Here is a 22,162-nt window from a genome sequence, read left to right on the forward strand (position 1 = left end):
TCACACGCGGCGGAGCCGCATAGTCGATACCTAGCGGCCGGTCTTCGGGGCTTTCCAGCGCGCGATGCCGCGAGCCACCAGGTTCAAGATCATGACGAAGGCGATCAGGACGAGGGCCGCGGCCCACGCCCGGTCGTAGGAGGCTTCACTGCCGACCTTGTACTGCTCCCAGATGTACAGGGGGAGCGAGGACTGGGCACCTTCGAAGGGATTGCCGTTGATCAGCTGGGTACCGAAGACCAGCAGCATGATCGGCGCGGTCTCGCCGGCGATGCGGGCGACGGCGAGCGTCACGCCGGTGGCGATGCCGCCGATGGCGGTGGGGAGCACGACCTTGAGGATCATGCGCCACTTCGGTACGCCGAGGGCGAGGGCGGCCTCGCGCAGCTCGTTCGGGACGAGCTTGAGCATCTCCTCGGTGGAGCGGACCACGACGGGCATCATCAGGATCGACAGGGCCATCGAACCGGCGAAGCCGGAGGGGCCGAAGCCGAGCATCAGGTTCCAGGTCGTGAGGATGAACAGGCCCGCGACGATGGAGGGGATGCCGGTCATGACGTCGACGAAGAAGGTCACGGCCTTGGCGAGCGAGCCCCGGCCGTACTCGACCAGGTAGACGGCGGTCAGCAGGCCGACGGGCGCGGCGATCGCGGTGGCCAGGGCCACCTGCTCGATGGTGCCGAGCAGCGCGTGGTAGACGCCGCCGCCCTTCTCGAAGCTGGTGATGCCGTTCATCGAGTGGCTGAGGAAGTCGCCGTCGAGTGCGTTCATGCCGCGGCTGACGGTGGTCCAGATCAGCGAGAGCAGCGGGATGACCGCGAGGAGGAAGCAGACCCAGACGACGGAGGTCGCGACCCGGTCCTTGGCCTGGCGGCGGTTCTCGACGACCGAGCTGGCGAGGTAGGTGACGACGACGAAGAGCAGGGCGGCGAGCAGCCCCCACTGGATCTTGCTCTGGAGGCCGAACGCGGTGCCGATCGCGCAGCCGAGGGCGACCGAGAGGGCGCCGATGCCGGCCGGGGCCCAGCGGGGCAGGCCGCCGCGGGTCAGTCGGGTGGGGGCGGCGGACTTGGGGGCCCGGGCGGGCCGTTGGTCCTGGATCGTGTGGCTCATCAGGCGTTCGCCCCCGAGTACTCCTTGCGGCGGGCGATGATCATGCGTGCTCCACCGTTGACCAGCAGGGTGAGGAGGAAGAGGACCAGACCGGAGGCGATCAGGGCGTCCCGGCCGAACTCGTTGGCCTCGTCGAACTTCGCGGCGATGTTCTGCGCGAAGGTCCCGCCGCCCGGGTTCAGGATGTGGCCGGAGATCAGGAAGCTCGGGGAGAGGACGGTGGCCACGGCCATGGTCTCGCCGAGCGCGCGGCCGAGGCCGAGCATCGAGGCGGAGATGACCCCGGAGCGTCCGAAGGGCAGCACCGACATGCGGATGACCTCCCAGCGGGTCGCGCCGAGGGCCAGGGCGGCCTCCTCGTTCATGCGCGGGACCTGGAGGAAGACCTCGCGGCTGACGCTGGTCACGATCGGCAGGATCATGATCGCGAGCAGGATGCCGACGGTGAAGAGCGAGCGGGCGACGCCGACCTGGGTCTTTTCGAAGACGTAGGTCCAGCCCAGGTACTCGTCGAGCCACAGGTTGAGGCCGCCGAGGTACGGGACGAGGAAGAGGGCGCCCCAGATGCCGTAGATGATTGACGGCACGGCGGCCAGCAGGTCGACCACGTAGGCGAGGGGCGCGGCCAGCTTGCGCGGCGCGTAGTGCGAGATGAACAGGGCGATGCCGACGGCGATCGGAACCGCGATGGCCATCGCGATGATCGAGCTGACGACGGTGCCGAAGAGCAGGACGGCTATGCCGAATACGGGCGGGTTGGCCGACGCGTTCCAGTCGAAGGTGGTGAGGAAGTTGCCCTCGTTCTTCGACAGTGCGATCGAGGCGCGGTAGGTGAGGAAGACGGCGATCGACGCCATGATCACCAGGAGCAGGATGCCGGAACCCTTGGAGAGCCCGGCGAAGATCTTGTCACCGGCGCGGCCGGTCGATCCTGCGCTCGTGGAGACCGGCGGAGCCGTGTCGAGCGGGGTGGGTGTGGTGGAAGCCATGGTCTTTCCGGTCTGGACGGGGGCGGGCCCCCTGGCGGCGGTGCACCGGATTTTCCCCGGACCTCGTCCGGGGTCCCCTCCAGGGAGGGGAGGGGCCTCGGGGGGGTGTCCGGTCCGGACGGGGACCGGACACCGCACCCCGGGGCTCACGTGTTCAGCGGCTCAGGTGTTCGGAGATCACGTGCGCGCTGATCGCGCCTACGGCGACCCGGGCGCTCGGCGACCGCGCGGGGCGGGCCGGCCGAGCGGGTCGCGCGTCGGCGACTACGACAGCGACTTGACGACTTCGCGGACCTTGGTGTTGATCTCGGCCGGGATCGGCGCGTAGCCGTTCTCGGACAGGACCTTCTGGCCGGCGTCCGAGGCGGTGTAGTTCAGGAAGGACTTCACGGTGGGCAGCGTCTCCGCCTTGTTGCCCTTGTCGCAGACGACCTCGTACGTGACCAGGACGATCGGGTAGGCGCCGTCGGCCTTGGTCGTGTAGTCGAGCTTAAGCGCCAGGTCGGAGCCGGTCCCGGCGATCTTGGCGGCGGCGATGGCCTTGGACGCGGTGTCGGCGGACGCCTTCACCGGGGCGGAGGCGCCGGTGTTGATGTCGACGGTCTTGATGTTCTGCGAGGCGGCGTAGGAGAGCTCGAAGTAGCCGATCGCGCCGTCGACGGCCTTGACCTGGGAGGCGACACCCGCGGAGCCGGACGCGGCCTGGCCACCGGGGGCCGGCCACTTCTTCGCGGCGTCGTAGGTCCACGCGTCGGGGGCGGTGGCCTTGAGGTACTTGCCGAGGTTCTCGGTGGTGCCGGAGTCCTCGGAGCGGTGGAAGGCCTGGATGGCGGTGGAGGGAAGCGTGACGCCCGGGTTCAGCTTCTTGATCGCCTCGTCGTCCCACTTCTTGATCTTGTCGTTGAAGATCGAGGCGAGGGTCGGGGCGTCGAGATTCAGCTTGTCCACGCCGGCGACGTTGAAGCCGATGGCGATGGGGCCGCCGACCATCGGGAGGTTGATGCCCTGGCCGCCGGTGCAGACCTTCTTCGAGTCCTCGACCTGCTCGGGCTTCAGCGCGGAGTCCGAGCCGGCGAAGCCGACGGTGCCCTGGTTGAAGGCGACGATGCCCTCACCGGAGGAGGACGACTTGTAGTTGACCTCGACGCCGGAGCAGGCGGACATGTAGGCCTTGACCCACAGGTCCACCGCGTTCTTCTGCGCGGAGGAGCCGGAGGCGAGCAGCTTGCCCTTGGCGTCGTCGCACTTGATGTCGCCGGCGGTGGGCGCGGAGGCCTTGCCGCTCGCCGAGGAGTCGGCCTTGGTGTTGTCGTCCGAGCCGCACGCCGTGAGGACCAGGGCGCCGGACACGACGAGTGCCCCGAGGGCGGAGGCACGAAGCATGCTCTTGCGCTGAAGCTTCACTTTCGGGTGTTCCTTCCAGAAGCCGCCGGCCGCTTTCTGTGTCGGGGCGGCGTGCGAAGAGGACTACGGGTGGGTCGGTGCGGGCCGGGGCCGGCTCGGGATCGGGCCGGGGGCATCCGCTCGCACCTTGCGGTACTGAAATTAGGCAGAACAGGTGAAGCGGTCGACGGGGGTTGGTTAACGGGGGGTGAACCATGGCGGACGGACCGGTGCGGGTGGCGCGTTTGTGGCCGGACGTAACGGGACGTTACCCGCACGTTATGTCGTCGTGACTTTGTCCGGGCCGTCGGGGTGGGGGTGATGGTGGCCGGAAACCGCCGGTGGCCCGGGTGGGGGTACGGGCGCCTCGAACGCCGGCGCGCCGCCGGGTCGGCGTGGCTGGGTGGGTCGGCGCGCCGGGCCGCCGGGGTGCGGAGCGGGAATGGCCCCGTTGGGGTCCGGGGCGGAGCACCGGGGAACGGTGGAAGGGCGGGTAGGGGCCAGCCCCGCGGGGCCGCCCCGGCCGGGACGGCTCGGGCGCGGGCCCCGCCCGGCGTCCGACGGACGGAGTCCGGGTGCGGCGGCCCGGAGCCGGTACGGCGTTCCCCGCGCCCCATCGGCAGGCGGCAGGCGCACGGACCCCGCCCCGCCGGAGACGCCGGTGGGGCGCCCCGGTGGGTCATCGGCCGGGGTCGGCACACGGCAGGCGCGCCGACCCCGCCCCGGCGCCCGACGGACGGAGTCCGGCGCAGCGGCCCGAAGCCGGCGGGGCGCCTGGCGACGGGCCGTGTGAGGGGCGCGTTGAACGGGGGCGGCGCCCCGGCGCCAGAGGTCAGGACGGCAGGGGGTGGAGGGGGGTCAGGGAGGCGAACGCGTGGCGGGCCGCCTCGACCGCGTGGCGTTGGTCCGCGTGGAGTACGCCCAGGGCGTAGGCCGTCGTCGGGGCGATGCGCGGGGTGCGGGCCGCCGTCGCGGTGGCGGCCGCGGCTTCGGAGGCGTCGCGGTGTCGGTCCAGGGCTTCGCCGGCCGCCGCCAGGCGGGCCACTTCCCCGCCCAGCGCCTCCCGCGCGTACCGGTGCACCCGTAGCAGCCTCCGCACCTCGTGCCACGCTCCGTCGTCCTGGGCGGCGTAAGGGGAGTGCCGCGGCGGCAGCGCCTCCACCGCCGAGTCCACGCGGGTGCGCGCCACCTCCGCCAGCGGGACGAGCACGTCCTCGACCCGCCCCCGCGCCGCGACCGGGTCCAGCGGTACCTCCGAGGCGAGGACCGCCACCGCGTCGGCGAGCGCGTGGAAGCGGGAGGAGCCCAGCGCGGACAGGGTGGCCGAGTGGGCCCGTGTCCGGGCCAGGGTCAGCCGGCGTTCCAGCAGCGCGCCCGCCCGCGCCGAGCCGACCGTCAGGGACTGCGCGCCGCCCCGCGGCGCGGGGACGTCCGAGGCGCCCGAGAGCCGGTGCAGGGCCTCCATCAGGCGTGACAGCCGGGCGGCGTACGCGTGCTCGTCGGCCAGGGTCGAGGACAACCAGACCAGCTCGCCGCGCAGCCCGTCCGCCCAGGAGGACTCGGCCACGCCGCGGAAGGTGGTCAGGGAGGAGGCGATGCGGCGCGCGGCCCCCCGCAGGCCGCGCGTCGCATCGCCCTCCTCGGCCGGACCGGCGCCGCCCACCGCGCTCTCCTCGTGCAGGCGCAGCGCGCGCAGGAAGGCGGTGGCCTGGGAGCGCAGGTACGTGCCGAGCACGTCGCCTGCCGCTGCGGTCCCCGTCATAAGGTCATGGTTTGGCTGAGCCACGCCGGCGCCTCCGGGCGTCTATGAGCGTCTCCTGTACGTGCCGCAGCGGCTGGCCTTCGGAGTCCGTGCTGTGCCGGGTCCATTCGCCGTCCGGCCCCAGGTGCCAGGAGGCGGTGTCGTCGGACATCCCGGTTTCCAGCAGCCGGTCCAGTGCCGCGCGGTGGGCCGGGTCGGCGACCCTGACCAGTGCCTCGATGCGGCGGTCGAGGTTGCGGTGCATCATGTCGGCGCTGCCGATCCACACCTCGGGTTCGCCGCCGTTGCCGAAGGCGAAGACCCGGGAGTGTTCGAGGAAGCGGCCGAGTATCGAACGGACCCGGATGTTCTCCGACAGCCCGGGGACGCCGGGTCGTACGGCGCAGATGCCGCGGACCCAGATGTCCACGGGCACGCCTGCCTGGGCGGCCCGGTAGAGGGCGTCGATGAGGGCCTCGTCGACGATGGAGTTCATCTTGAGCCGGACGTACGCGGGCCGGCCGGCCCGGTGGTGGTCGGCCTCCTTGTCGATGCGGGCGATGAGCCCGTCGCGCAGCGACTTCGGGGCCGTGAGCAGCCGGCGGTAGGTCTCGCGCCGCGAGTAACCGGACAGCCGGTTGAAGAGGTCGGAGAGGTCCGCGCCGACCTGCGGGTCGGCGGTGAGCAGGCCGAGGTCCTCGTAGAGCCGGGCGGTCTTGGGGTGGTAGTTGCCGGTGCCGACGTGCGAGTACCGGCGCAGTTGGTCGCCTTCCTGGCGGACGACGAGCGACAGCTTGCAGTGGGTCTTCAGGCCCACGAGGCCGTAGACGACGTGGCAGCCGGACTCCTCCAGCTTGCGCGCCCATTTGATGTTGGCCTGTTCGTCGAAGCGGGCCTTGATCTCGACCAGGACGAGGACCTGCTTGCCGGATTCGGCGGCGTCGATGAGGGCGTCGACGATGGGGGAGTCGCCGGAGGTCCGGTACAGCGTCTGCTTGATCGCGAGGACGTCCGGGTCGGCGGCGGCCTGTTCCAGGAAGGCCTGGACGGAGGTGGAGAAGGAGTCGTACGGGTGGTGCAGCAGGACGTCCCGCTCGCGCAGCGCCGCGAAGATGTCGGGCGCGGACGCGGACTCCACCTCGGCCAGGTCGCGGTGGGTGCCCGCGATGAACTTCGGGTACTTGAGCTCGGGTCGGTCCAGTGAGGAGATCCCGAAGAGGGCGGTCAGGTCCAGGGGGCCGGGCAGCGGGTACACCTCGGCGGCGCTGACGTTGAGCTCCTGCACGAGGAGGTCCAGTACGCCGGGGTCGATCGACTCCTCGACCTCCAGGCGCACGGGCGGGCCGAAGCGGCGCCGCATGAGTTCCTTCTCCAGGGCCTGGAGGAGGTTCTCGGCGTCGTCCTCCTCGACTTCGAGGTCCTCGTTGCGGGTGACGCGGAACATGTGGTGCGCGAGCACCTCCATGCCGGGGAAGAGCTCCTCCAGGTGCGCGGCGATGACGTCCTCCAGCGGGACGTAGCGCTGCGGCGAGGCCTCCAGGAAGCGCGAGAGCAGCGGCGGCACCTTGACGCGCGCGAAGTGGCGGTGGCCGCTGACGGGGTTGCGTACGACGACGGCCAGGTTCAGGGAGAGGCCGGAGATGTACGGGAAGGGGTGCGCGGGGTCCACGGCCAGTGGGGTGAGCACCGGGAAGATCTGGTTGCGGAACAGGGTGAAGAGGCGGGCCTGCTCCTTCTCGGTGAGGTCGGGCCAGCGGATGAGGTGTATGCCCTCCTCCGCGAGCTGGGGGGCGATGTCCTGCTGGTAGCAGGCGGCGTGCCGGGCCATGAGCTCGCGGGAACGGGTCCAGATGAGGTCCAGCACCTCGCGGGGCTGGAGGCCGGAGGCCGATCGGGTGGCGACGCCGGTCGCGATGCGGCGCTTGAGGCCCGCGACGCGGACCATGAAGAACTCGTCCAGGTTGCTCGCGAAGATCGCGAGGAAGTTCGCACGTTCCAGCAGCGGGGTGGCCGGGTCCTCGGCGAGCTCCAGGACCCGCTCGTTGAAGGCGAGCCAGCTGCGTTCCCGGTCGAGGAACCGCCCGGCGGGCAGCTCGTCGCCGTCCTTGCCGTCGTAGGCGTCCGGATCGGAGTCGAGGTCGGGCGCGAGGTCGGGCGCGAGATCGACGTGGGGGCGGTGCGCGGCTATGGAGCCGATGCGCGCTTTCGCCGCGGGGGACGTGTGAGACGGCTGCTGGGCGGGGACCTCGGCGGGGCCTGCGCTGGGCTGGTGGCTCATGACTCCATTCTTCCGCGCGAGCGGAAGGACAGGCGCGTCGGACGGGTCGGCCGTCAGTCGGAGTCGGGGGTGCATGGTCGGGAGCCTGGCAAGCGCTGCTTAATGCGCGGTGAATGGCGCATGGCTTCCCGGGTCCGCCTGGCGCACGAGTACGTCGTCGGCGGCGCGCGGGGGCGGGTACGCGTCCTGCGGCGTCCGCCCGCGCGCCGCCACGGGCCCCGGGCGCGCGCGGGGCCCGTCGTACGCGCGCCGGCGCGGTACGGCCCTCCGTGGCGGTACGGGTCGGCGGCGGTACGGGGCGCCGCGGGCGGTACGGCCCTCGGCGGGGCCCGTACCGCGTGCGCCGGCGCGGCTCAGCTCTCCGTGCGGTACATGAGGTCCACCTCGTGGGTGGTGAAGCCGAGACCCTCGTAGACGGCGAGGGCCGCCGGGTTGTCGGCGTCGACGTACAGCATCGCGGTGGGCAGACCGGCCTCGGCGAGGTGGCGCAGGCCGATCGCGGTGAGTGCCTTGCCGAGGCCGCCGCCCTGGGCGCCGGGGCGGACGCCGACGACGTAGACCTCGCCGAGCCGCTCGTCGGCGTGGACCTTCGTCCAGTGGAAGCCGATCAGTTCCCCGTCGCGTTCGGCGAGGAAGAAGCCCTTGGGGTCGAACCAGGGCTGCGACATCCGGTCGTCGAGGTCCCGCTGGGTCAGGGCGCCTTGTTCGGGGTGGTGGGCGAATGCGGCCGCGTTGGCCGCGAGCCAGGCCGCGTCGTCGGCGCCGGGGACGAAGGTGCGGACGGTGACGTCGGGCGGCAGGACCACCTCGGGCAGCGGCGGCGCGTCGGGGCCGAGGGGGCGGCGCAGCTGGCGTAGTTCGCGGAAGAGGGTCAGGCCGAGTACCTGCGCGAGGTGGCGGGCGGCGGACTTGCCGCCGTGGGCCCACACCCTGATGCGCTTGCCGGAGGCGGCGAGCAGGGCGGAGCCGAGGGCCCTGCCGTGGCCGCGGCCGCGCAGTGAGGGGTCCACCACGAGTTCGGCGGCGGGGGCCTCCACCGGGTCGGTGTCCTCCAGTTGCCCGTATCCGGCGAGGTGGCCCCTGTCGGTGAGGAGGAAGTGCCGGATGCCCTCGCGGCGACCGCCGCGGAGTTGGAGCCGGCCCTGTTCGGACACGGCGGTGGTGCCGTCGCTCCGCGCCGCGTCCGCGATCAGGGCCAGTACCGCGTCGGCCTGTTCCTCCGTCAGTTCGTCGAGGATGTCGATCTGCCGTCCCGGCTCAAGGGCCGCTGCTGCGTCAGTCATGACTCCACGGTACGACCGCAACCTGCCCGTAACCGATTAGGGCCTGACACGCTACGCGCGTTGACCTTAGGCTTCGGCGGACCTCCCAAGTTGTATCGCTGTCCACAAAGGGGACTAAATGTCAGCGACGCCACAACGGCACCGCCGTGCCCGCCGGTTGACCTTCTCCGCCCTCGCCCTCACGGCCGGGGCCGGCGCGATGGTCGCCGCCGCTCTGCCGGCCGGTGCCGCCAGTGGTGGCGGTGCGGCCAAGAGCCGTACCGTCGACGTGCAGATGCTGTCGTTCAACGACTTCCACGGCACGCTGGAGCCTCCGCAGGGCTCGTCCGGCACCGTGAGCGAACGCCAGGCCGACGGCACGACCAAGGCCATACCCGCAGGTGGCGTCGAGTACATGGCGACCGCTCTGCGCGACGCCCGCAAGGGCCACGAGTACTCCGTCACCGCCGCCGCCGGTGACATGATCGGCGCGAGCCCGATGCTGTCGGGCCTCTTCCACGACGAGCCGACCATCGAGGCGCTGAACAAGCTGAAGCTGGACGTCACCAGCGTCGGCAACCACGAGTTCGACGAGGGCAAGGCGGAGCTTCGCCGGATGGCGTACGGCGGTTGTCACCCCGTCGAGGGCTGTTTCGAGTACGGCAAGACCTTCGGTGGAGCGGAGTTCCGGTACCTCGCGGCCAATGTGACGGACGAGAAGACCAAGCGTCCCATGATGTCGCCCACCTTCATCTGGAAGAAGGGGGACGTGAAGATCGGCTTCATCGGTGTGACCCTGGAGGGCACCCCGGACGTCGTGACCGCCGAGGGGGTCAAGGGCCTCAAGTTCGGTGACGAGGTCGAGACGATCAACAAGTACGCCGCCGAGCTGGACAAGCAGGGCGTGAAGTCGATCGTCGCGCTGATCCACGAGGGCGGCCTGCCCGCGAGCGGCGCGTACAACTACGACTGCGACGCGCCCGGTGCGGGCGCCGGCATCTCGGGCGCCATCGTCGACATCGCGAAGAACGTCGACCCGAAGGTCGACGCACTGGTGACGGGTCACACGCACCAGGCCTACTCCTGCAACATCCCCGACCCGGCGGGCAACCCGCGCACGGTGACCTCGGCGGCCTCCTACGGCCGGCTGTTCACCGACACCACCCTCACCTACGACCGGCAGACCAAGGACATCGTCCGTACGCCGGTCACGTCGCCCAAGCCGGTCCAGAAGGTCGTCAGCCGTGACCTGCCGAAGGCCGGGGACATGACCGAGTTGATCCAGCGCTGGAACGCGCTGGCGGCACCGGTCGCGAACCGCCCCGAGGGTTACATCTCGGCGGACGTGCCGGGCCGGGGCTCGGACGCGCCGGAGAAGCCGCTCGGTGACCTGATCGCCGACGCGCAGTTGGAGGCGCTCGCGCCGGCCGACAAGGGCGGTGCCCAGCTCGCGCTCATGAACCCGGGCGGTATCCGCGCGGACCTGGCCTACAAGGCCGCCGGCAGCGAGGGCGACGGCGTGGTGACGTACGGGGAGTCGTACACGGTCCAGCCGTTCACCAACATGATGAACGTGGTCGACCTGACCGGAGCCCAGTTGATCACGGCGCTCCAGCAGCAGGTCTCCGGGCCGGTCAACGGCCCGAGCCCGAAGATCCTCCAGGTCTCCAAGGGCTTCACCTACACCCTGGACGCGACCAAGACCGGCGCGGACCGCGTCGTCGTGGACTCGGTGAGGCTGAACGGCGCGGCGATCGACCCCGCCAAGACCTACCGGGTCGCGATGAACGAGTTCCTCGCGGGCGGCGGCGACGGCTTCACCGTCCTCAAGGAGCACAAGAACAAGCTGGTCGGCGCGTCCGACCTGGACTGCTTCAACGCGTACCTGAACAAGTCCTCGGCGGCGGCCCCGATCGCCCCGCCGGCCGCTGACCGGATCACGGTCATCAAGTAGGCGAGAAGCCGGGCGGGTAGCCCGGAGGGGCGGTGGGCCGGACGGCCCACCGCCCCTCCGCCGTTTTCGGCCGGTCGTCGTCGGGCAGCCGTCGTCAGGCCGTCACAGGGCGGCCAGGAACTTCCCGACGGCCTCGTGGACGCCCCGCGGGTCGGTGAAGGGCACGAAGTGGTCGCCGTCCAGGGGCGCGTACGAGGTCCCCGGGCGCCGGGTGACCATCGCGTCGGCCTGCGCCCGCGGGAGCGACCGGCTGTGGGTGCCGTGGACGAGGAGGGCGGGGCAGTCGCTGCCCAGCCAGGCGTCCCAGTGGTCGCCGCGGCAGGACTCGACGGAGTCGAGCATGTCCTGCGGGTGGAAGGGGAGCCGCCAGCCGCTGCCGTCGGGCAGGGGCCGCAGCGCGGGCTCGACGAACCGGCTGCCGACCGGCCCGGCCGCTTCGAGGAGCTCCTCCCGGGTGGGGGCGGTGTAGCGCATGGCGTGCAGGAAGCCCATCCAGTCGCCGCCGGTCGGCTGGATCTCCACAGCGGCATCGATGTTGACGAGCGCGGCGACCCGGCCGGGGTGGGCGGCGGCCAGGTGACAGGCGTTGAGGCCGCCGAGGGAGTAGCCGAGGACGGCCACCGGCGCGCGGAGGCCGAGGTGGTCCAGCAGGGCGACGGCGTCGGCGACGTAACCTGCCCGGCTGTAGTCGGGGGCCCGGTCGGAGTCGCCGTGGCCGCGCTGGTCGGGGGCGACGACCCGCCACCGCTCGCCGAGGGCGTCGGCGAGGCCGGTGAAGGCGATGCCCTCGGACATCCCTCCGTGGAGGGCGAGGAGCGGGCGGCCGGGACCGCCGAAGTCCCGGTAGGACAAGGTGCGGCCGTCGATGGTCAGCGTATGGCGCATGGTCCGTTTCTCCCCGTGTGTGCGGTGAAGGTGACGCGCACGACCCTGCCAGTATTTGGGCAAGCGCGCAATACATACGTCTTGGGCAGACGCCCAAAAACGGGGGCGCGGCTACCATCCGGGCATGGGAAATCGCGAGGACCTGCTGGCCGGAGCCCGCCGCTGCCTGGAGGAGAAGGGGTACCTGCGGACCACCGTGCGCGACATCGCCTCGACGTCCCGGGTGAGCATGGCCGCGATCGGCTACCACTTCGGCTCGCGCGAGGCCCTGCTCAACCAGGCGCTCTTCGCGGCGATGGACGAGTGGTCCGCGGAGGCCGGCCGGCTCGCCGGGCAGGGGGAGACGCACGCGGAGCGGTACGCCGACATGTGGGACCGCAAGATCCGGGACTTCCGCGACATGCGCTGGCTTTGGATCGCCTCCATCGAGGCCTTCGTCCACGCCCAGTCCTCGCCCGAGCTGCTCGCCACCCTCGCCGAGGGTCAGCGCCGCTCGCGCCGCATGGTCGCCGCCGGGCTGCGAGGCGTACCCGAGGACGCGGTCGCCGAGGAGGACGTACGGTCCCTCGGCTCGGTGCACCTCGCGCTGCTGTCCGGGGTGATGGTGCAGGCGCTGACCGACCCGGAGCAGGCGCCCGACGGTCGGGAACTCGCCCAAGGCCTGCGCACGATGGCCGAGTTGCTCGAAAGGTGAGCGCTACCGACGGGTAGTAAACGCCGCTCCGCCACGCCATAATCCGGGCGACCAACCGAGTCGGCGAAGGGGCGGACATGGGCGTGGAGACGGGCGTGGGCGGGGACACGGACGCGTGGACGGGGGCGGACGCCCGCCCGGGCGGGGGCGCGCCGGCGGCGACGCGCCTCGACCGGCGGCGGTTCCTCGGCGGGGCGCTGGCGGCGGGCGCCGCCCTGGCCCTCGGCGCCGGCGCGGGGACGGCCTCCGCCCGCACCCTGGGCACTCAGGACTGGATGGCGGGGCTCGGCGATTCCACCGCCCTCCAGCGGATGACGATCCCCGGCACCCACGACTCGGGCGCCACCAAGGGCGGGCTCTACGTCGCCTGCCAGAACGCCTCGATAGCCCAGCAGCTGGACTCCGGGATCCGCTTCCTCGACGTCCGTTGCCGCGTCACGGGCGGCTCCTTCGCCATCCACCACGCGGCCTTCTTCCAGGACCTGATGTTCGGAGACGTCCTCGTCGCCTGCTGGAACTTCCTCGCCGCGCACCCCTCCGAGACGGTCCTGATGAGGGTCAAGCAGGAGTACTCGGGAGAGAGCGACGCGACCTTCCGGGCCGTCTTCGACGACTACCTCGACAACCGCGGCTGGCGTCCGCTCTTCCGGATCTCCGACACCCTGCCCACCCTCGGCCAGGCCCGCGGCAAGGTCGTCCTGCTCGCCGACAACGGAGGCCTGCCCGGCCTGCGGTACGGCGACGGCAACGTCTTCGACATCCAGGACGACTACAACGCGGAGCCGTTCGCCAAGCGGGGCAAGATCGAGGACCAGTTCCGTCGGGCCGTCCGACAGCCGGGCAAGCTCTTCGTGAACTACACCAGCACCGCCGCGTACATGCCGCCGAGGTGGAACTCCGACCGGCTCAACCCGCAGGTCCACGCGTTCGTCGACGGGGGCGAGCTGACCGGGCGCACGGGGCTTGGGATCGTCCCCATGGACTTCCCGAACACCCGGTCCGGCCTGGTCGACTCACTGATCCGGCACAACTGACCCGTCCCCCGGCGCCGTCGCAGCGGTCGGCGGCGCCGGGCTCGGCGGCGCCGGCGGCGGGGTCGGAGCGCCCGGGATGCGCAGCACCGCCTCCGTCCCCGGTCCGCCGTCCGCCGGCGTCCGCAGCTCGGCGCTCCCACCCGCGCGCTGCGCCGTACGGGCCACGATCGACAGGCCCAGCCCGCTGCCGGGCAGGGCGCGGGCCGACGGGGAGCGCCAGAACCGCTCGAAGACGTACGGGAGGTCGTCGGCCGGGACCCCGGGGCCGTGGTCCCGGACAGTCAGTTCGCCGGCCCGCAACGCCACCTCCACCGCGCCGCCCGGCGGATTGAACTTCACCGCGTTGTCGAGCAGGTTCACCACCGCCCGCTCCAGCGCGGCCGCCTCGCCCCGCACGTACCAGGGCCGCAGGTCCGAGTCGAAGGTCAGCTCGCGACCGCGCAGGCGGGCCCGCGACAGCGCCGTCTCGGCGATCTCGTGCAGGGCCACCACCTCCAGCCGTACGTGCGCGGCGGCGTCCGGCCGGGACAGCTCCTGGAGGTCGCCGATCAGCGCGGCCAGCTCCGTCATCTGCGCCTTGACCGAGTCCAGCAACTCCTTGCGGTCCTGCGGCGGGATGGCCCGACCGGTGTCCTCGCTGCGCGCGAGCAGTTCGATGTTGGTGCGCAGCGAGGTCAGCGGGGTGCGCAGCTCGTGCCCGGCGTCCGCGATCAACTGGGCCTGCCGGTCGCGGGAGGAGGCGAGGGCCGCCGTCATCGAGTTGAACGACCGGGACAGGCGGGCGATCTCGTCGTCGCCGTCGTCGGGAATCCGTACGGTCAGATCCTCGGTGCGCGCGATGTGCTCGACCGCGCCCGTCAGTTCGTCCACGGGCCGCAGGCCCGTCCGGGCCACCCAGAGCCCGGCCACGCCGGCGCCGACGACGCCGACGCCCGAGACGAACAGCAGCACCCAGGCCAGCGTGGACAGCGGCTTGTCGATGTCGGCGAGCGGTTTGGCGACCGAGATGGCCACGGTGCCGCCCACGGGCCCGCTGACGTTCACCGGCTGGGTGTAGACGCGGACCGGGGTGCCCTCGGTGGTGCGGCCGTCGTACAGCACGGCCCCGCGCCGGCCCTGGGCGACCTGGAGGTCGTACCCCGTCACCGGGAGGGTGTTCTTGCCGTCCACCCAGCACCGACCGCCCGAGGGCAGGACGATCTGCACCTGCGCGCTCAGGTTGTTGACGATGGCGCCGGGCACCTTCTCGCGGCAGCCGACCTCGGACAGCGTCTGGTTGGCCTGCGCGCTGGCGTTGGTGGAACGCAGGGAGCTGTCGAGCTGATCGCCCAGTTGCGTGCGGACCATGAACCAGCTGACGACGGCGACCGCCGCCACGGCGACCGCCACCGCCACGGTCACCAGCAGGGCCAGCCGGGAGCGCAGCGGCAGGCCGCGGAACCGGGCGACCGGGCTCATTCGGGTCCGCTTTCACCCGCGCGGAGCACGTACCCCACGCCGCGCACGGTGTGCACCAGGCGCGGTTCGCCGCCCGCCTCGGTCTTGCGGCGCAGGTACATGACGTACACGTCGAGGGAGTTGGAGCTGGGCTCGAAGTCGAAGCCCCAGACGGTCTTCAGGATCTGCTCACGGGTCAGGACCTGACGGGGGTGGGCGAGGAACATCTCCAGCAGCGTGAACTCGGTACGGGTCAGCTCCACGGACCGGCCGCCCCGGGTGACCTCGCGGGTGGTGAGGTCCATGCGCAGGTCGGCGAAGGTCAGGGTCTGCTCGGGCCGGGCGCCGCCGGGGACGGTGGCGGGGGCGGCGTAGGCGCTGCGGCGCAGCAGGGCCCGGACCCGGGCGAAGAGCTCGTCGAGCTCGAAGGGTTTGACGAGGTAGTCGTCGGCGCCCGCGTCGAGGCCGGTCACGCGGTCGCCGACGGTGTCGCGGGCGGTCAGCATCAGGATCGGGGTGGTGCTGCCGGAGGCGCGCAGCCGGCGGGCCGCGGTGAGACCGTCCATCCGGGGCATCTGGATGTCCAGGACGATCAGGTCGGGCGCGTACGAGGCTGCCTTGTCGAGGGCGTCGAGCCCGTCGACGGCGGTCTGCGCCGCGTACCCCTCGAAGGCGAGGCTACGGCGCAGGGCCTCGCGGACGGCCGGCTCGTCGTCGACGACGAGGACGCGCTGGGGGTCGCCTTCGGCGTTCCCGGCAGTCGTTGCGGCCATGGTCGGTCCCCCAGGGTGGTGGTGTGGTCGGTGGTGCTGTGGCGGCTTCCCCAGGCTAGGGCGTCAGAAGGAGTTCAGGCCGCCGTCATCGCTGCCGCCGTCGTCGCCGGCTCCGTTGTCGGTACCGGTACCGGTTCCGGTTCCGCCGTGGCGGAGCGAGGGCAGCTCCCCCTTGATCGTGTTCACCGGGATGGCGAAGCCGAGGCCGACGCTGCCGGCACTGGAGCTGTCGGTGGAGGGGGAGTAGATCGCGGAGGGCATACCGACGATCTCGCCGTTCATGTTGACGAGGGCCCCGCCGGAGTTGCCCGGGTTGAGGGAGGCGTCGGTCTGGATGGCCTTGTACGAGGTGGTGTTCTTGCCGGTGTCGCCGTTGAACTGCCGGCCGTCGTAGGAGAAGGGCCAACCGCCGCCGCCCTGACGGCGCTGCGGGGTCTGCTGCTCCTCCGACTTGGGGACGCTCACGTCCCGGTTCAGCGCCGAGACGATGCCGCTGGTGACGGTGCCGGTGAGGCGGTCGGGGGAGCCGATGGCGACGACCTGGTCACCGACGCGGAGGTTGTCGGAGTTGCCGAGCTTGGCCGCCTTGAGGCCGGAGGCGCCTTGGAGCTTGATGAGGGCCAGGTCCTTGGCGGGGTCGGTACCGAGAACCTTGGCGGCGTACTTCTTGCCGTCGCTCGTCGTCACCTGGATCCGGGTGGCACCGCTGACGACGTGGTTGTTGGTGACGATCTCGCCGTCGGCGCTGAGGATGACGCCGGAGCCGGTGCCCTGACCGGAGCCGGTGCTGGTGTCGATCCGGACGACGGAGGGGCTGACCTGTTCGGCGACGCCGGCGACCGTGCCGGTGCTGGACTGCGAGACGTTGGTGCCGAAGACGCCGGTGGCGCCGGCGCCGTGCGCGCCGAGCAGTTCCTCGACGGCGGCTGCGGTCCCGCCGCCGATGAGGGCGGCGGCGAGGGCGACGGCGGCGATGAGCGCGACGGGCCGCCGGGCCCGCTGCGGGGCCGGTGCCGGGGCCGCCGGGGGGTACGCGGGGGGCGGGGGGTACTCCTGGGGGTACTCGCCTTCGCGGCGGAAGCTGTCGGTCATGAACCGGACTATGTCCGCGGTTCATGAGAGCACTCTGAGTCCCGGCTGAGAAGCCCGACAGAACCGCGTATGCCCGATATAAGGACCGCCGGAAGCATGCCTGCCGGCCACCGGTCCTCGGCGGGGCCGGGCCCCTGGCGGGGTCCGCCCTCCGGGGGCCGGCCCCGCGCCCCGGCCCCGCGCCTCGACCGCTTGCGGGCAGGGTTGTATCTGTCGCGTCCCGGGGAGCCCGGGGCCGGGCCGGGTGCGGCGCCGCTTCCGGGGCCGGCCCCGGGCTCCCGCGCCTCAGAGGCGGCGGCGCTGGAGGTGGCTCCCGGCCCCGGTGGGGTCCGGGGCGGAGCCTTGGGGAACGGTGGAAGGGTGGGTAGGGGAGAGCCCCGCAGGGCCGCCCTCACGGTCCGCGGTCGGCAGACGCCAGCGGGGGCGCCGCCCCAAGGGACGACGGACGGAGTCCGGCGCAGCGGCCCGAAGCCGGCGAGGCGCCCCCGCGCCGAAGCGCGCGAGGGGCGCGTGAAGGAGGGATCAGCGGCAGCCGCAGGAGCGGCGGATCACCAGTGCCGACGGGAACTGCTTCAGCCGCTCCCGGCGCGACCCCGCCACCCGGAGGGCGTCGTCCAGCACGAGGTCCACCGCCGCGCGGGCCATCGCCGGGCGGTCCGAGGCGATCGTCGTCAGCGGCGGGTCCGTCAGGGCCGCTTCCTTGACGTCGTCGAAGCCGGCCACCGCCAGCTCCCCCGGCACGTCGATCCGCAGCTCCCGCGCCGCCCGCAGCACACCGATCGCCTGGTCGTCCGTCGCGCAGAAGATCGCAGGTGGCCGGTCGGGGCCCGACAGGACCTCCAGGGCGACCTTGTACGCGTCGTAGCGGTTGTACGGGGCCTCGAACAGTCGGCCCTCGACCGACCGCCCGGCCTCCAGCATCGCCCGCCGCCAGCCCTCGACGTGGTCCGCGACCGGGTCGCCGACCGACGGGGTGTTCTCGACGCCGCCGATGCAGGCGACGTACGGGTGGCCGTGCTCCAAGAGGTGCCGCGTCGCGAGCTGCGCGCCGCCGATGTCGTCCGTGATGACCGCGACGTCGTCGATCGCCTCGGGCCGCTCGTGCAGCAGCACGATCCGGGCGTCCCACGCCTCGATCTCCGATGCCGCGCGCTCGCTCATGCCCTGGCTGACCAGGATGAGGCCCGACACCCGCATGCCGAGGAAGGCCCGCAGGTAGTGGACCTCGCGCTCGTCGCGGTAGTCGGAGTTGCCGACCAGCACCATCTTCCCGCGCTCGGCGGCGGCCTGTTCGACCGCGTGCGCCATCTCCGCGAAAAACGGCTGCCGGGCGTCCGGCACGATCATGCCTATGAGGTCGGTGCGCCGCGAGGCCATGGCCTGGGCCACCCGGTCGGGCCGGTAGCCCAGGTCCTTGATAGCGGCGAGTACACGCTCGCGCGTGGCCGGGGCAACCGGCCGGGGTCCGTTATTGATGACGTAGCTCACGACGGCGGTAGAGGTACCCGCAAGTCGCGCCACGTCATCCCGCGTCACCTTGGCCACGCGCGGCAGTCTACGCGGGGTGACCTACCTCTGGGCAGGGCGTCCTGCCGACTGGACGGTTACCGGAGCTTCCTCCATACGGGGGAGGGCCGCGGCGGCCTGGGCCGCCGCTTCCGCGGCCGCCCGTTCCACCTTCTCCGGCGTGACGAAGCGGTAGCCGACGTTGCGGACCGTACCGATCAGCGACTCGTGTTCGGGGCCCAGCTTGGCGCGCAGCCGCCGTACGTGGACGTCCACCGTCCGGGTGCCGCCGAAGTAGTCGTACCCCCAGACCTCCTGGAGGAGCTGGGCGCGCGTGAAGACCCGGCCCGGGTGCTGGGCGAGGTACTTCAGCAGTTCGAACTCCTTGAAGGTGAGGTCGAGGACCCGGCCCTTGAGCTTCGCGGAGTACGTCGCCTCGTCGACCGACAGGTCGCCGTTGCGGATCTCCATCGGGGAGTCGTCCGAGCCGAGCTGCTGCCGGCCGGTGGCCAGCCGCAGCCGCGCCTCGACCTCGGCCGGTCCGGCGGTGTCGAGGAGGACGTCGTCGATGCCCCAGTCGGCGGTGACGGCCGCCAGGCCGCCTTCGGTGACCACGAGGATCAGCGGACAGCCGGGCCCGGTGGAGCGCAGCAGCTGGCACAGCGACCGCACCTGCGGCAGGTCGCGACGGCCGTCGATGAGGATCACGTCGGCGCCCGGCGTGTCCACGAGGGCCGGGCCCTCCGCGGGGGCCACCCGGACGTTGTGCAGCAGCAGCCCGAGGGCCGGTAGCACCTCGGTGGACGGCTGCAGGGCGTTGGTGAGGAGCAGGAGCGAGCTCATGCCCGACCACCTGCCCGGGTCGGGTGGTCGTGCACGCCCCTGTGCGCGTGCACGGTTCGCTGGTCCATCACTCGGTTCCTCCTCGGTCCCGTCGAGGACTTTCGCGGCACTGCTTCGTACGACTTCGTGTGGTGCCTGCCCGGTCCCCGCGCCCTGAGGCCCGGACGGCACCTGTTCTCGGTCCGTTCAACGTGCTGAAAGCACAAAAGGACCCGGGGGCTACGTTGCCCGGATCCTCTGCACCGTCAGGATAGCCCACGGCCCCTTTCGTGGCCGAGGTCTCATTCGATCCCGCTTCTGTGGTTCCCGCCACGCCGGGCATCCGGTGGGAGGCGTCATCATGGAGGCCGACGGTAGAGAGCCGACGATGGGAGCAGCAGTGGCAACCGGAACCATCCGCTACTGGGCGGCGGCCAAGGCCGCCGCCGAGACGGCGGAGGAGCCGTACTCGGCGCGCACGCTCGCCGAGGCGCTCGCCGCCGTACGGGAACGCCACCCGGGTGAACTGACCCGGGTCCTGCTGCGCTGCTCCTTCCTCGTGAACGACGAGCCTGTGGGCAAGCGCCCGCACGATGCCGTCCTGCTGACGGAAGGGGGCACCGTCGAGGTGCTCCCGCCGTTCGCGGGCGGGTGAGCGGGAGCCGATGAGCAACTCCGACGAACAACAGCAGCCGCAGGGCGGCCCGCAGGACCCGTACGGGACCCAGACCTGGCAGTCCGACACCTGGGAGACCGGCTACCAGCCGGTGCCGGTGCAGCAGGTTCCGCAGCCGCCCGCCCCGCCGCTGGGCGGGGTGCCCGGGCAGGCGCAGCAGCCGGTGGCGCCCGAGGGGTGGTTCCGCGACGAGGCCCCGGCCGGGCCGCCGGCGCAGGAGTGGGCCGCGCAGACCGCGTACCTGCCGCCGTACCGGGAGCAGGCCCCGCCTCAGCAGGAGCCGCAGCACCAACACCAGCAGCACCAACACCAGCAGCACCAACACCAGCAGCCGCACGAGCCGCAGCCGCAGCACCACCGGCAGCCGATGGCGCCCGAGGAGTGGTTCCGCGAGGAGGCCCCGGCCCAGGCCCAGGCACCCGCGCAGGACTGGGCCGCGCAGACGGCGTACCTGCCGCCGGTCCGGGAGGACGTCGTCCCCCAGGACTGGTTCCGCGAGGAGGCCTCCGCCCCCGAGGCTCCGGCCCCCGGTTCCGCGGCCTCCGCCCCCGCCGGGAACTGGGCCGAGACCACCGCCTACCTCCCGCCGCAGACGGCCGCCCCCCGGCACGGGGACGCCGCCGCGACCGCGTACCTGCCGCCGGTCCGGGACGACGCCGCGGCCACGGCCTACCTGCCACCGGTCCGGGACGACGCCGCCGCGGCGACCGCGTACCCGGCCCCGATCCGGGACGGGGACCCCGCCACCGCCTATCTGCCGCCGATCACCGACGCGATGGCCCCGCCGGCCGGTGCGCACGCCGCCCCGCGGTCGCCCGCCACCCCGCAGGGACGGCCCGCGCCCGATGAGGAGCCCGAGTACTCGCCGCCCACCCTGGCGGGCAACACCCTGCGTGCCGTCGACCCCGCCCAAGCCCGCGCCGAGGGCCGGTCGCCGATCATCGACCCCGGCCCGCAGTCGGCCCTGCTGACCGCCGCCCTCGGGCTGCTGCTGGCCGGAGCCGCCGCGGTCGGCGATCTCGCGCTGCTCGTGCCGCTGATCGCCCTCCAGGGGCTCACCGCCGCCGGTTGGTTCCGCCTCAACGGCATGTGGCCCGCCCGTCAGGGCATCGCCCTCGCCTTCGCCGGAGCCGTCGTCGCCGACGCCGCGGTGCTCGCGGTGGACGAGGCGTACGGCCCCGGGGCGATCATCGGCACCCTCGGCGCCTGGGTGCTGCTCACGCTGGTCCTCCAGCTGCGCAGCCACGCCGATCCGGACGAGCGGATGTACGGCCTGATGGCCTCGGTGGCGTCCGCCGCCCTCGCCATCGTCTGCGCCGGGTTCCTGGCCGCGGGCTCGCCCGCCGTCAGCGTCGGCGCGACAGCGGTGGCGGTGGCCGTCTTCGCCCGCGCGCTGCCGCTCCCGACCCCGGCCTCCGTCGCCGTCTCACTGGCCGCCGCGGCCGGCGCGGGCGTCGCGGTCGGTTCGCTGAACGGTCTCGGGGCAGGTGGGGCACTGGTCGGTCTGGCCGCCGGTGTGTGCGCGCTGGTGGGGCTGCGAGTGGCCGCGTACGACTACCCGTCGAAGTTCGTCCACATGACGGCCGGCGTGGCGCTGCCGCTCGCGGCGGCCGCCCCGGCGGTCTACCTCATGGGCCGGGTGGTCGGCTGACCGCCGTGCTGACGGCGGTCACATGTCGGGACATGGTCAACTAGAGCGCACGTACCGATCAGTAGGGGGAGGGGAACGTGCGTTTTCTACGCGTCGTCGTCATCATCGCGGTGATCCTGGGCGGGCTGTTCGTGGGCGCCGACCGGTGGGCGGTCGGCTATGCCGAGAACCGGCTCGCCGAGCGCATACAGGCCCGTCAGGGCCTGGCCGGCAGCGCCGAGGTGGACATCCACGGGTTCCCCTTCCTGACCCAGGCGCTCAGCCACGACCTCGACCAGGTCGACGTGACGCTCAAGGGGGTCGAGGCGACCGCCGACGGCCGCAAGACCCGCCTGACCCGACTCGAAGCGGCCTTCCACGGGGTCAAGCTGAACGGGGACTACAGCGGCGGCACGGCCCGGCGCGCCGAGGGCACCGCGTTCGTCTCGTACGCGGACCTCACGGAGGCCTCGCAGACCGGCGTCACCGTCGCCTACGGCGGCACGCCGGGCAAGGTGAAGGTCACCGCCCGGGTGGAGATCCTCGGCAAGACCCTGACGCGCAGCGTCGTGTCGACGGTCAGCCTCGCGGACGCCCCGTCCGGGGGCAAGGGGAAGATCGTCCGGGTGCACGCCGACGAGGTGCCGGGGGAGGGGATCCCCGGCATCGAGCGGCTCGTCCGCAAGCAGACGGACTTCGACCGCTCCGTCGACGGCGGCCTGCCGGCCGGGCTCCAGCTCTCCACGTTGACCTCGGACGAGCAGGGCGTACACCTCTCCCTGACGGGTACGGACGTGGTACTGGCCGGATCGTGAGACAACCGGTCCGACTCGTAGGAGGACGGACCGCCAAGAAGAGCCCCGGAGGCCGTGAGACGGCCCCCGGGGCTCTTC

The 22,162-nt window shown here is 72.4% G+C and carries 18 protein-coding genes; 6 read left to right on the forward strand and 12 right to left on the reverse strand.

Translation table 11 applies throughout. The features are described 5' to 3' along the window. Positions 1-30: 30 nt before the first annotated feature. The 6 genes from pstA to mshD all read right to left on the reverse strand — a co-directional run bounded on the left by pstA (position 31) and on the right by mshD (position 8,787). Positions 31-1,113, reverse strand: coding sequence for a phosphate ABC transporter permease PstA (gene pstA / locus E6R62_RS13790; protein ID WP_136213691.1), 1,083 nt, complete (start codon positions 1,111-1,113; stop codon positions 31-33). After that, the gene (gene pstC / locus E6R62_RS13795; RefSeq protein ID WP_136213692.1) at positions 1,113-2,102 is read right to left on the reverse strand and encodes a phosphate ABC transporter permease subunit PstC; all 990 of its coding nucleotides are present in this window, start codon (positions 2,100-2,102) and stop codon (positions 1,113-1,115) included. The genes pstA and pstC overlap by 1 nt, the downstream gene beginning before the upstream one ends. A gap of 264 nt (positions 2,103-2,366) precedes the next feature. After that, entirely contained in the window at positions 2,367-3,506 is a 1,140-nt protein-coding gene (pstS, locus tag E6R62_RS13800; protein ID WP_136213693.1) for a phosphate ABC transporter substrate-binding protein PstS, read from the reverse strand. An 811-nt stretch (positions 3,507-4,317) separates the two neighbouring features. Beyond that, a complete protein-coding gene (locus E6R62_RS13805) occupies positions 4,318-5,247 on the reverse strand; it encodes a CHAD domain-containing protein (RefSeq protein WP_168714047.1) in 930 nt (309 codons plus the stop codon). A 4-nt stretch (positions 5,248-5,251) separates the two neighbouring features. Further along, entirely contained in the window at positions 5,252-7,504 is a 2,253-nt protein-coding gene (locus E6R62_RS13810; RefSeq protein WP_136213695.1) for an RNA degradosome polyphosphate kinase, read from the reverse strand. A gap of 353 nt (positions 7,505-7,857) precedes the next feature. Beyond that, complete coding sequence (mshD, locus tag E6R62_RS13815; protein WP_136213696.1) at positions 7,858-8,787, reverse strand: mycothiol synthase; 930 nt, start codon at positions 8,785-8,787, stop codon at positions 7,858-7,860. A gap of 118 nt (positions 8,788-8,905) precedes the next feature. Here mshD and E6R62_RS13820 point away from each other — a divergent pair, with 118 nt between their 5' ends. Further along, the gene (locus E6R62_RS13820; RefSeq protein ID WP_136213697.1) at positions 8,906-10,720 is read left to right on the forward strand and encodes a bifunctional UDP-sugar hydrolase/5'-nucleotidase; all 1,815 of its coding nucleotides are present in this window, start codon (positions 8,906-8,908) and stop codon (positions 10,718-10,720) included. Between the two features lie 102 nt (positions 10,721-10,822). On the opposite strand, the gene E6R62_RS13825 is transcribed toward E6R62_RS13820, so the two are convergent. After that, positions 10,823-11,605, reverse strand: coding sequence for an alpha/beta fold hydrolase (locus E6R62_RS13825; protein ID WP_136213698.1), 783 nt, complete (start codon positions 11,603-11,605; stop codon positions 10,823-10,825). 124 nt (positions 11,606-11,729) lie between these two features. Here E6R62_RS13825 and E6R62_RS13830 point away from each other — a divergent pair, with 124 nt between their 5' ends. Both E6R62_RS13830 and E6R62_RS13835 read left to right on the forward strand, forming a co-directional pair. Beyond that, entirely contained in the window at positions 11,730-12,299 is a 570-nt protein-coding gene (locus E6R62_RS13830) for a TetR/AcrR family transcriptional regulator (RefSeq protein WP_136213699.1), read from the forward strand. Between the two features lie 77 nt (positions 12,300-12,376). Then, complete coding sequence (locus E6R62_RS13835) at positions 12,377-13,333, forward strand: phosphatidylinositol-specific phospholipase C (protein ID WP_240801661.1); 957 nt, start codon at positions 12,377-12,379, stop codon at positions 13,331-13,333. On the opposite strand, the gene E6R62_RS13840 is transcribed toward E6R62_RS13835, so the two are convergent. From E6R62_RS13840 to E6R62_RS13860, 5 genes are all read right to left on the reverse strand, one after another. Next, complete coding sequence (locus E6R62_RS13840) at positions 13,313-14,791, reverse strand: cell wall metabolism sensor histidine kinase WalK (protein WP_136213700.1); 1,479 nt, start codon at positions 14,789-14,791, stop codon at positions 13,313-13,315. The genes E6R62_RS13835 and E6R62_RS13840 overlap by 21 nt on opposite strands. Further along, positions 14,788-15,543: a response regulator transcription factor gene (locus tag E6R62_RS13845; protein ID WP_136213701.1), complete on the reverse strand. Its 756-nt coding sequence runs from the start codon at positions 15,541-15,543 to the stop codon at positions 14,788-14,790. The genes E6R62_RS13840 and E6R62_RS13845 overlap by 4 nt, the downstream gene beginning before the upstream one ends. A gap of 63 nt (positions 15,544-15,606) precedes the next feature. After that, the gene (locus tag E6R62_RS13850) at positions 15,607-16,635 is read right to left on the reverse strand and encodes a S1C family serine protease (RefSeq protein ID WP_136213702.1); all 1,029 of its coding nucleotides are present in this window, start codon (positions 16,633-16,635) and stop codon (positions 15,607-15,609) included. A 522-nt stretch (positions 16,636-17,157) separates the two neighbouring features. Next, positions 17,158-18,180 carry a LacI family DNA-binding transcriptional regulator gene (locus tag E6R62_RS13855; RefSeq protein WP_136213703.1) on the reverse strand — a complete coding sequence of 341 codons (1,023 nt, stop codon included), beginning with the start codon at positions 18,178-18,180 and terminating at the stop codon, positions 17,158-17,160. A 24-nt stretch (positions 18,181-18,204) separates the two neighbouring features. After that, positions 18,205-18,984, reverse strand: coding sequence for a response regulator transcription factor (locus E6R62_RS13860; RefSeq protein ID WP_136213704.1), 780 nt, complete (start codon positions 18,982-18,984; stop codon positions 18,205-18,207). Between the two features lie 379 nt (positions 18,985-19,363). On the opposite strand from E6R62_RS13860, the gene E6R62_RS13865 reads away from it, so the two are divergent. The 3 genes from E6R62_RS13865 to E6R62_RS13875 all read left to right on the forward strand — a co-directional run bounded on the left by E6R62_RS13865 (position 19,364) and on the right by E6R62_RS13875 (position 22,084). After that, entirely contained in the window at positions 19,364-19,618 is a 255-nt protein-coding gene (locus tag E6R62_RS13865; RefSeq protein WP_136213705.1) for a MoaD/ThiS family protein, read from the forward strand. A gap of 10 nt (positions 19,619-19,628) precedes the next feature. Then, entirely contained in the window at positions 19,629-21,290 is a 1,662-nt protein-coding gene (locus E6R62_RS13870) for a hypothetical protein (RefSeq protein WP_240801662.1), read from the forward strand. 77 nt (positions 21,291-21,367) lie between these two features. Continuing rightward, positions 21,368-22,084, forward strand: coding sequence for a DUF2993 domain-containing protein (locus tag E6R62_RS13875; RefSeq protein WP_136213706.1), 717 nt, complete (start codon positions 21,368-21,370; stop codon positions 22,082-22,084). Positions 22,085-22,162 lie beyond the last annotated feature (78 nt).

The sequence above is a fragment of the Streptomyces sp. A1136 genome, assembly GCF_004795055.1.
GTDB lineage: Bacteria > Actinomycetota > Actinomycetes > Streptomycetales > Streptomycetaceae > Streptomyces.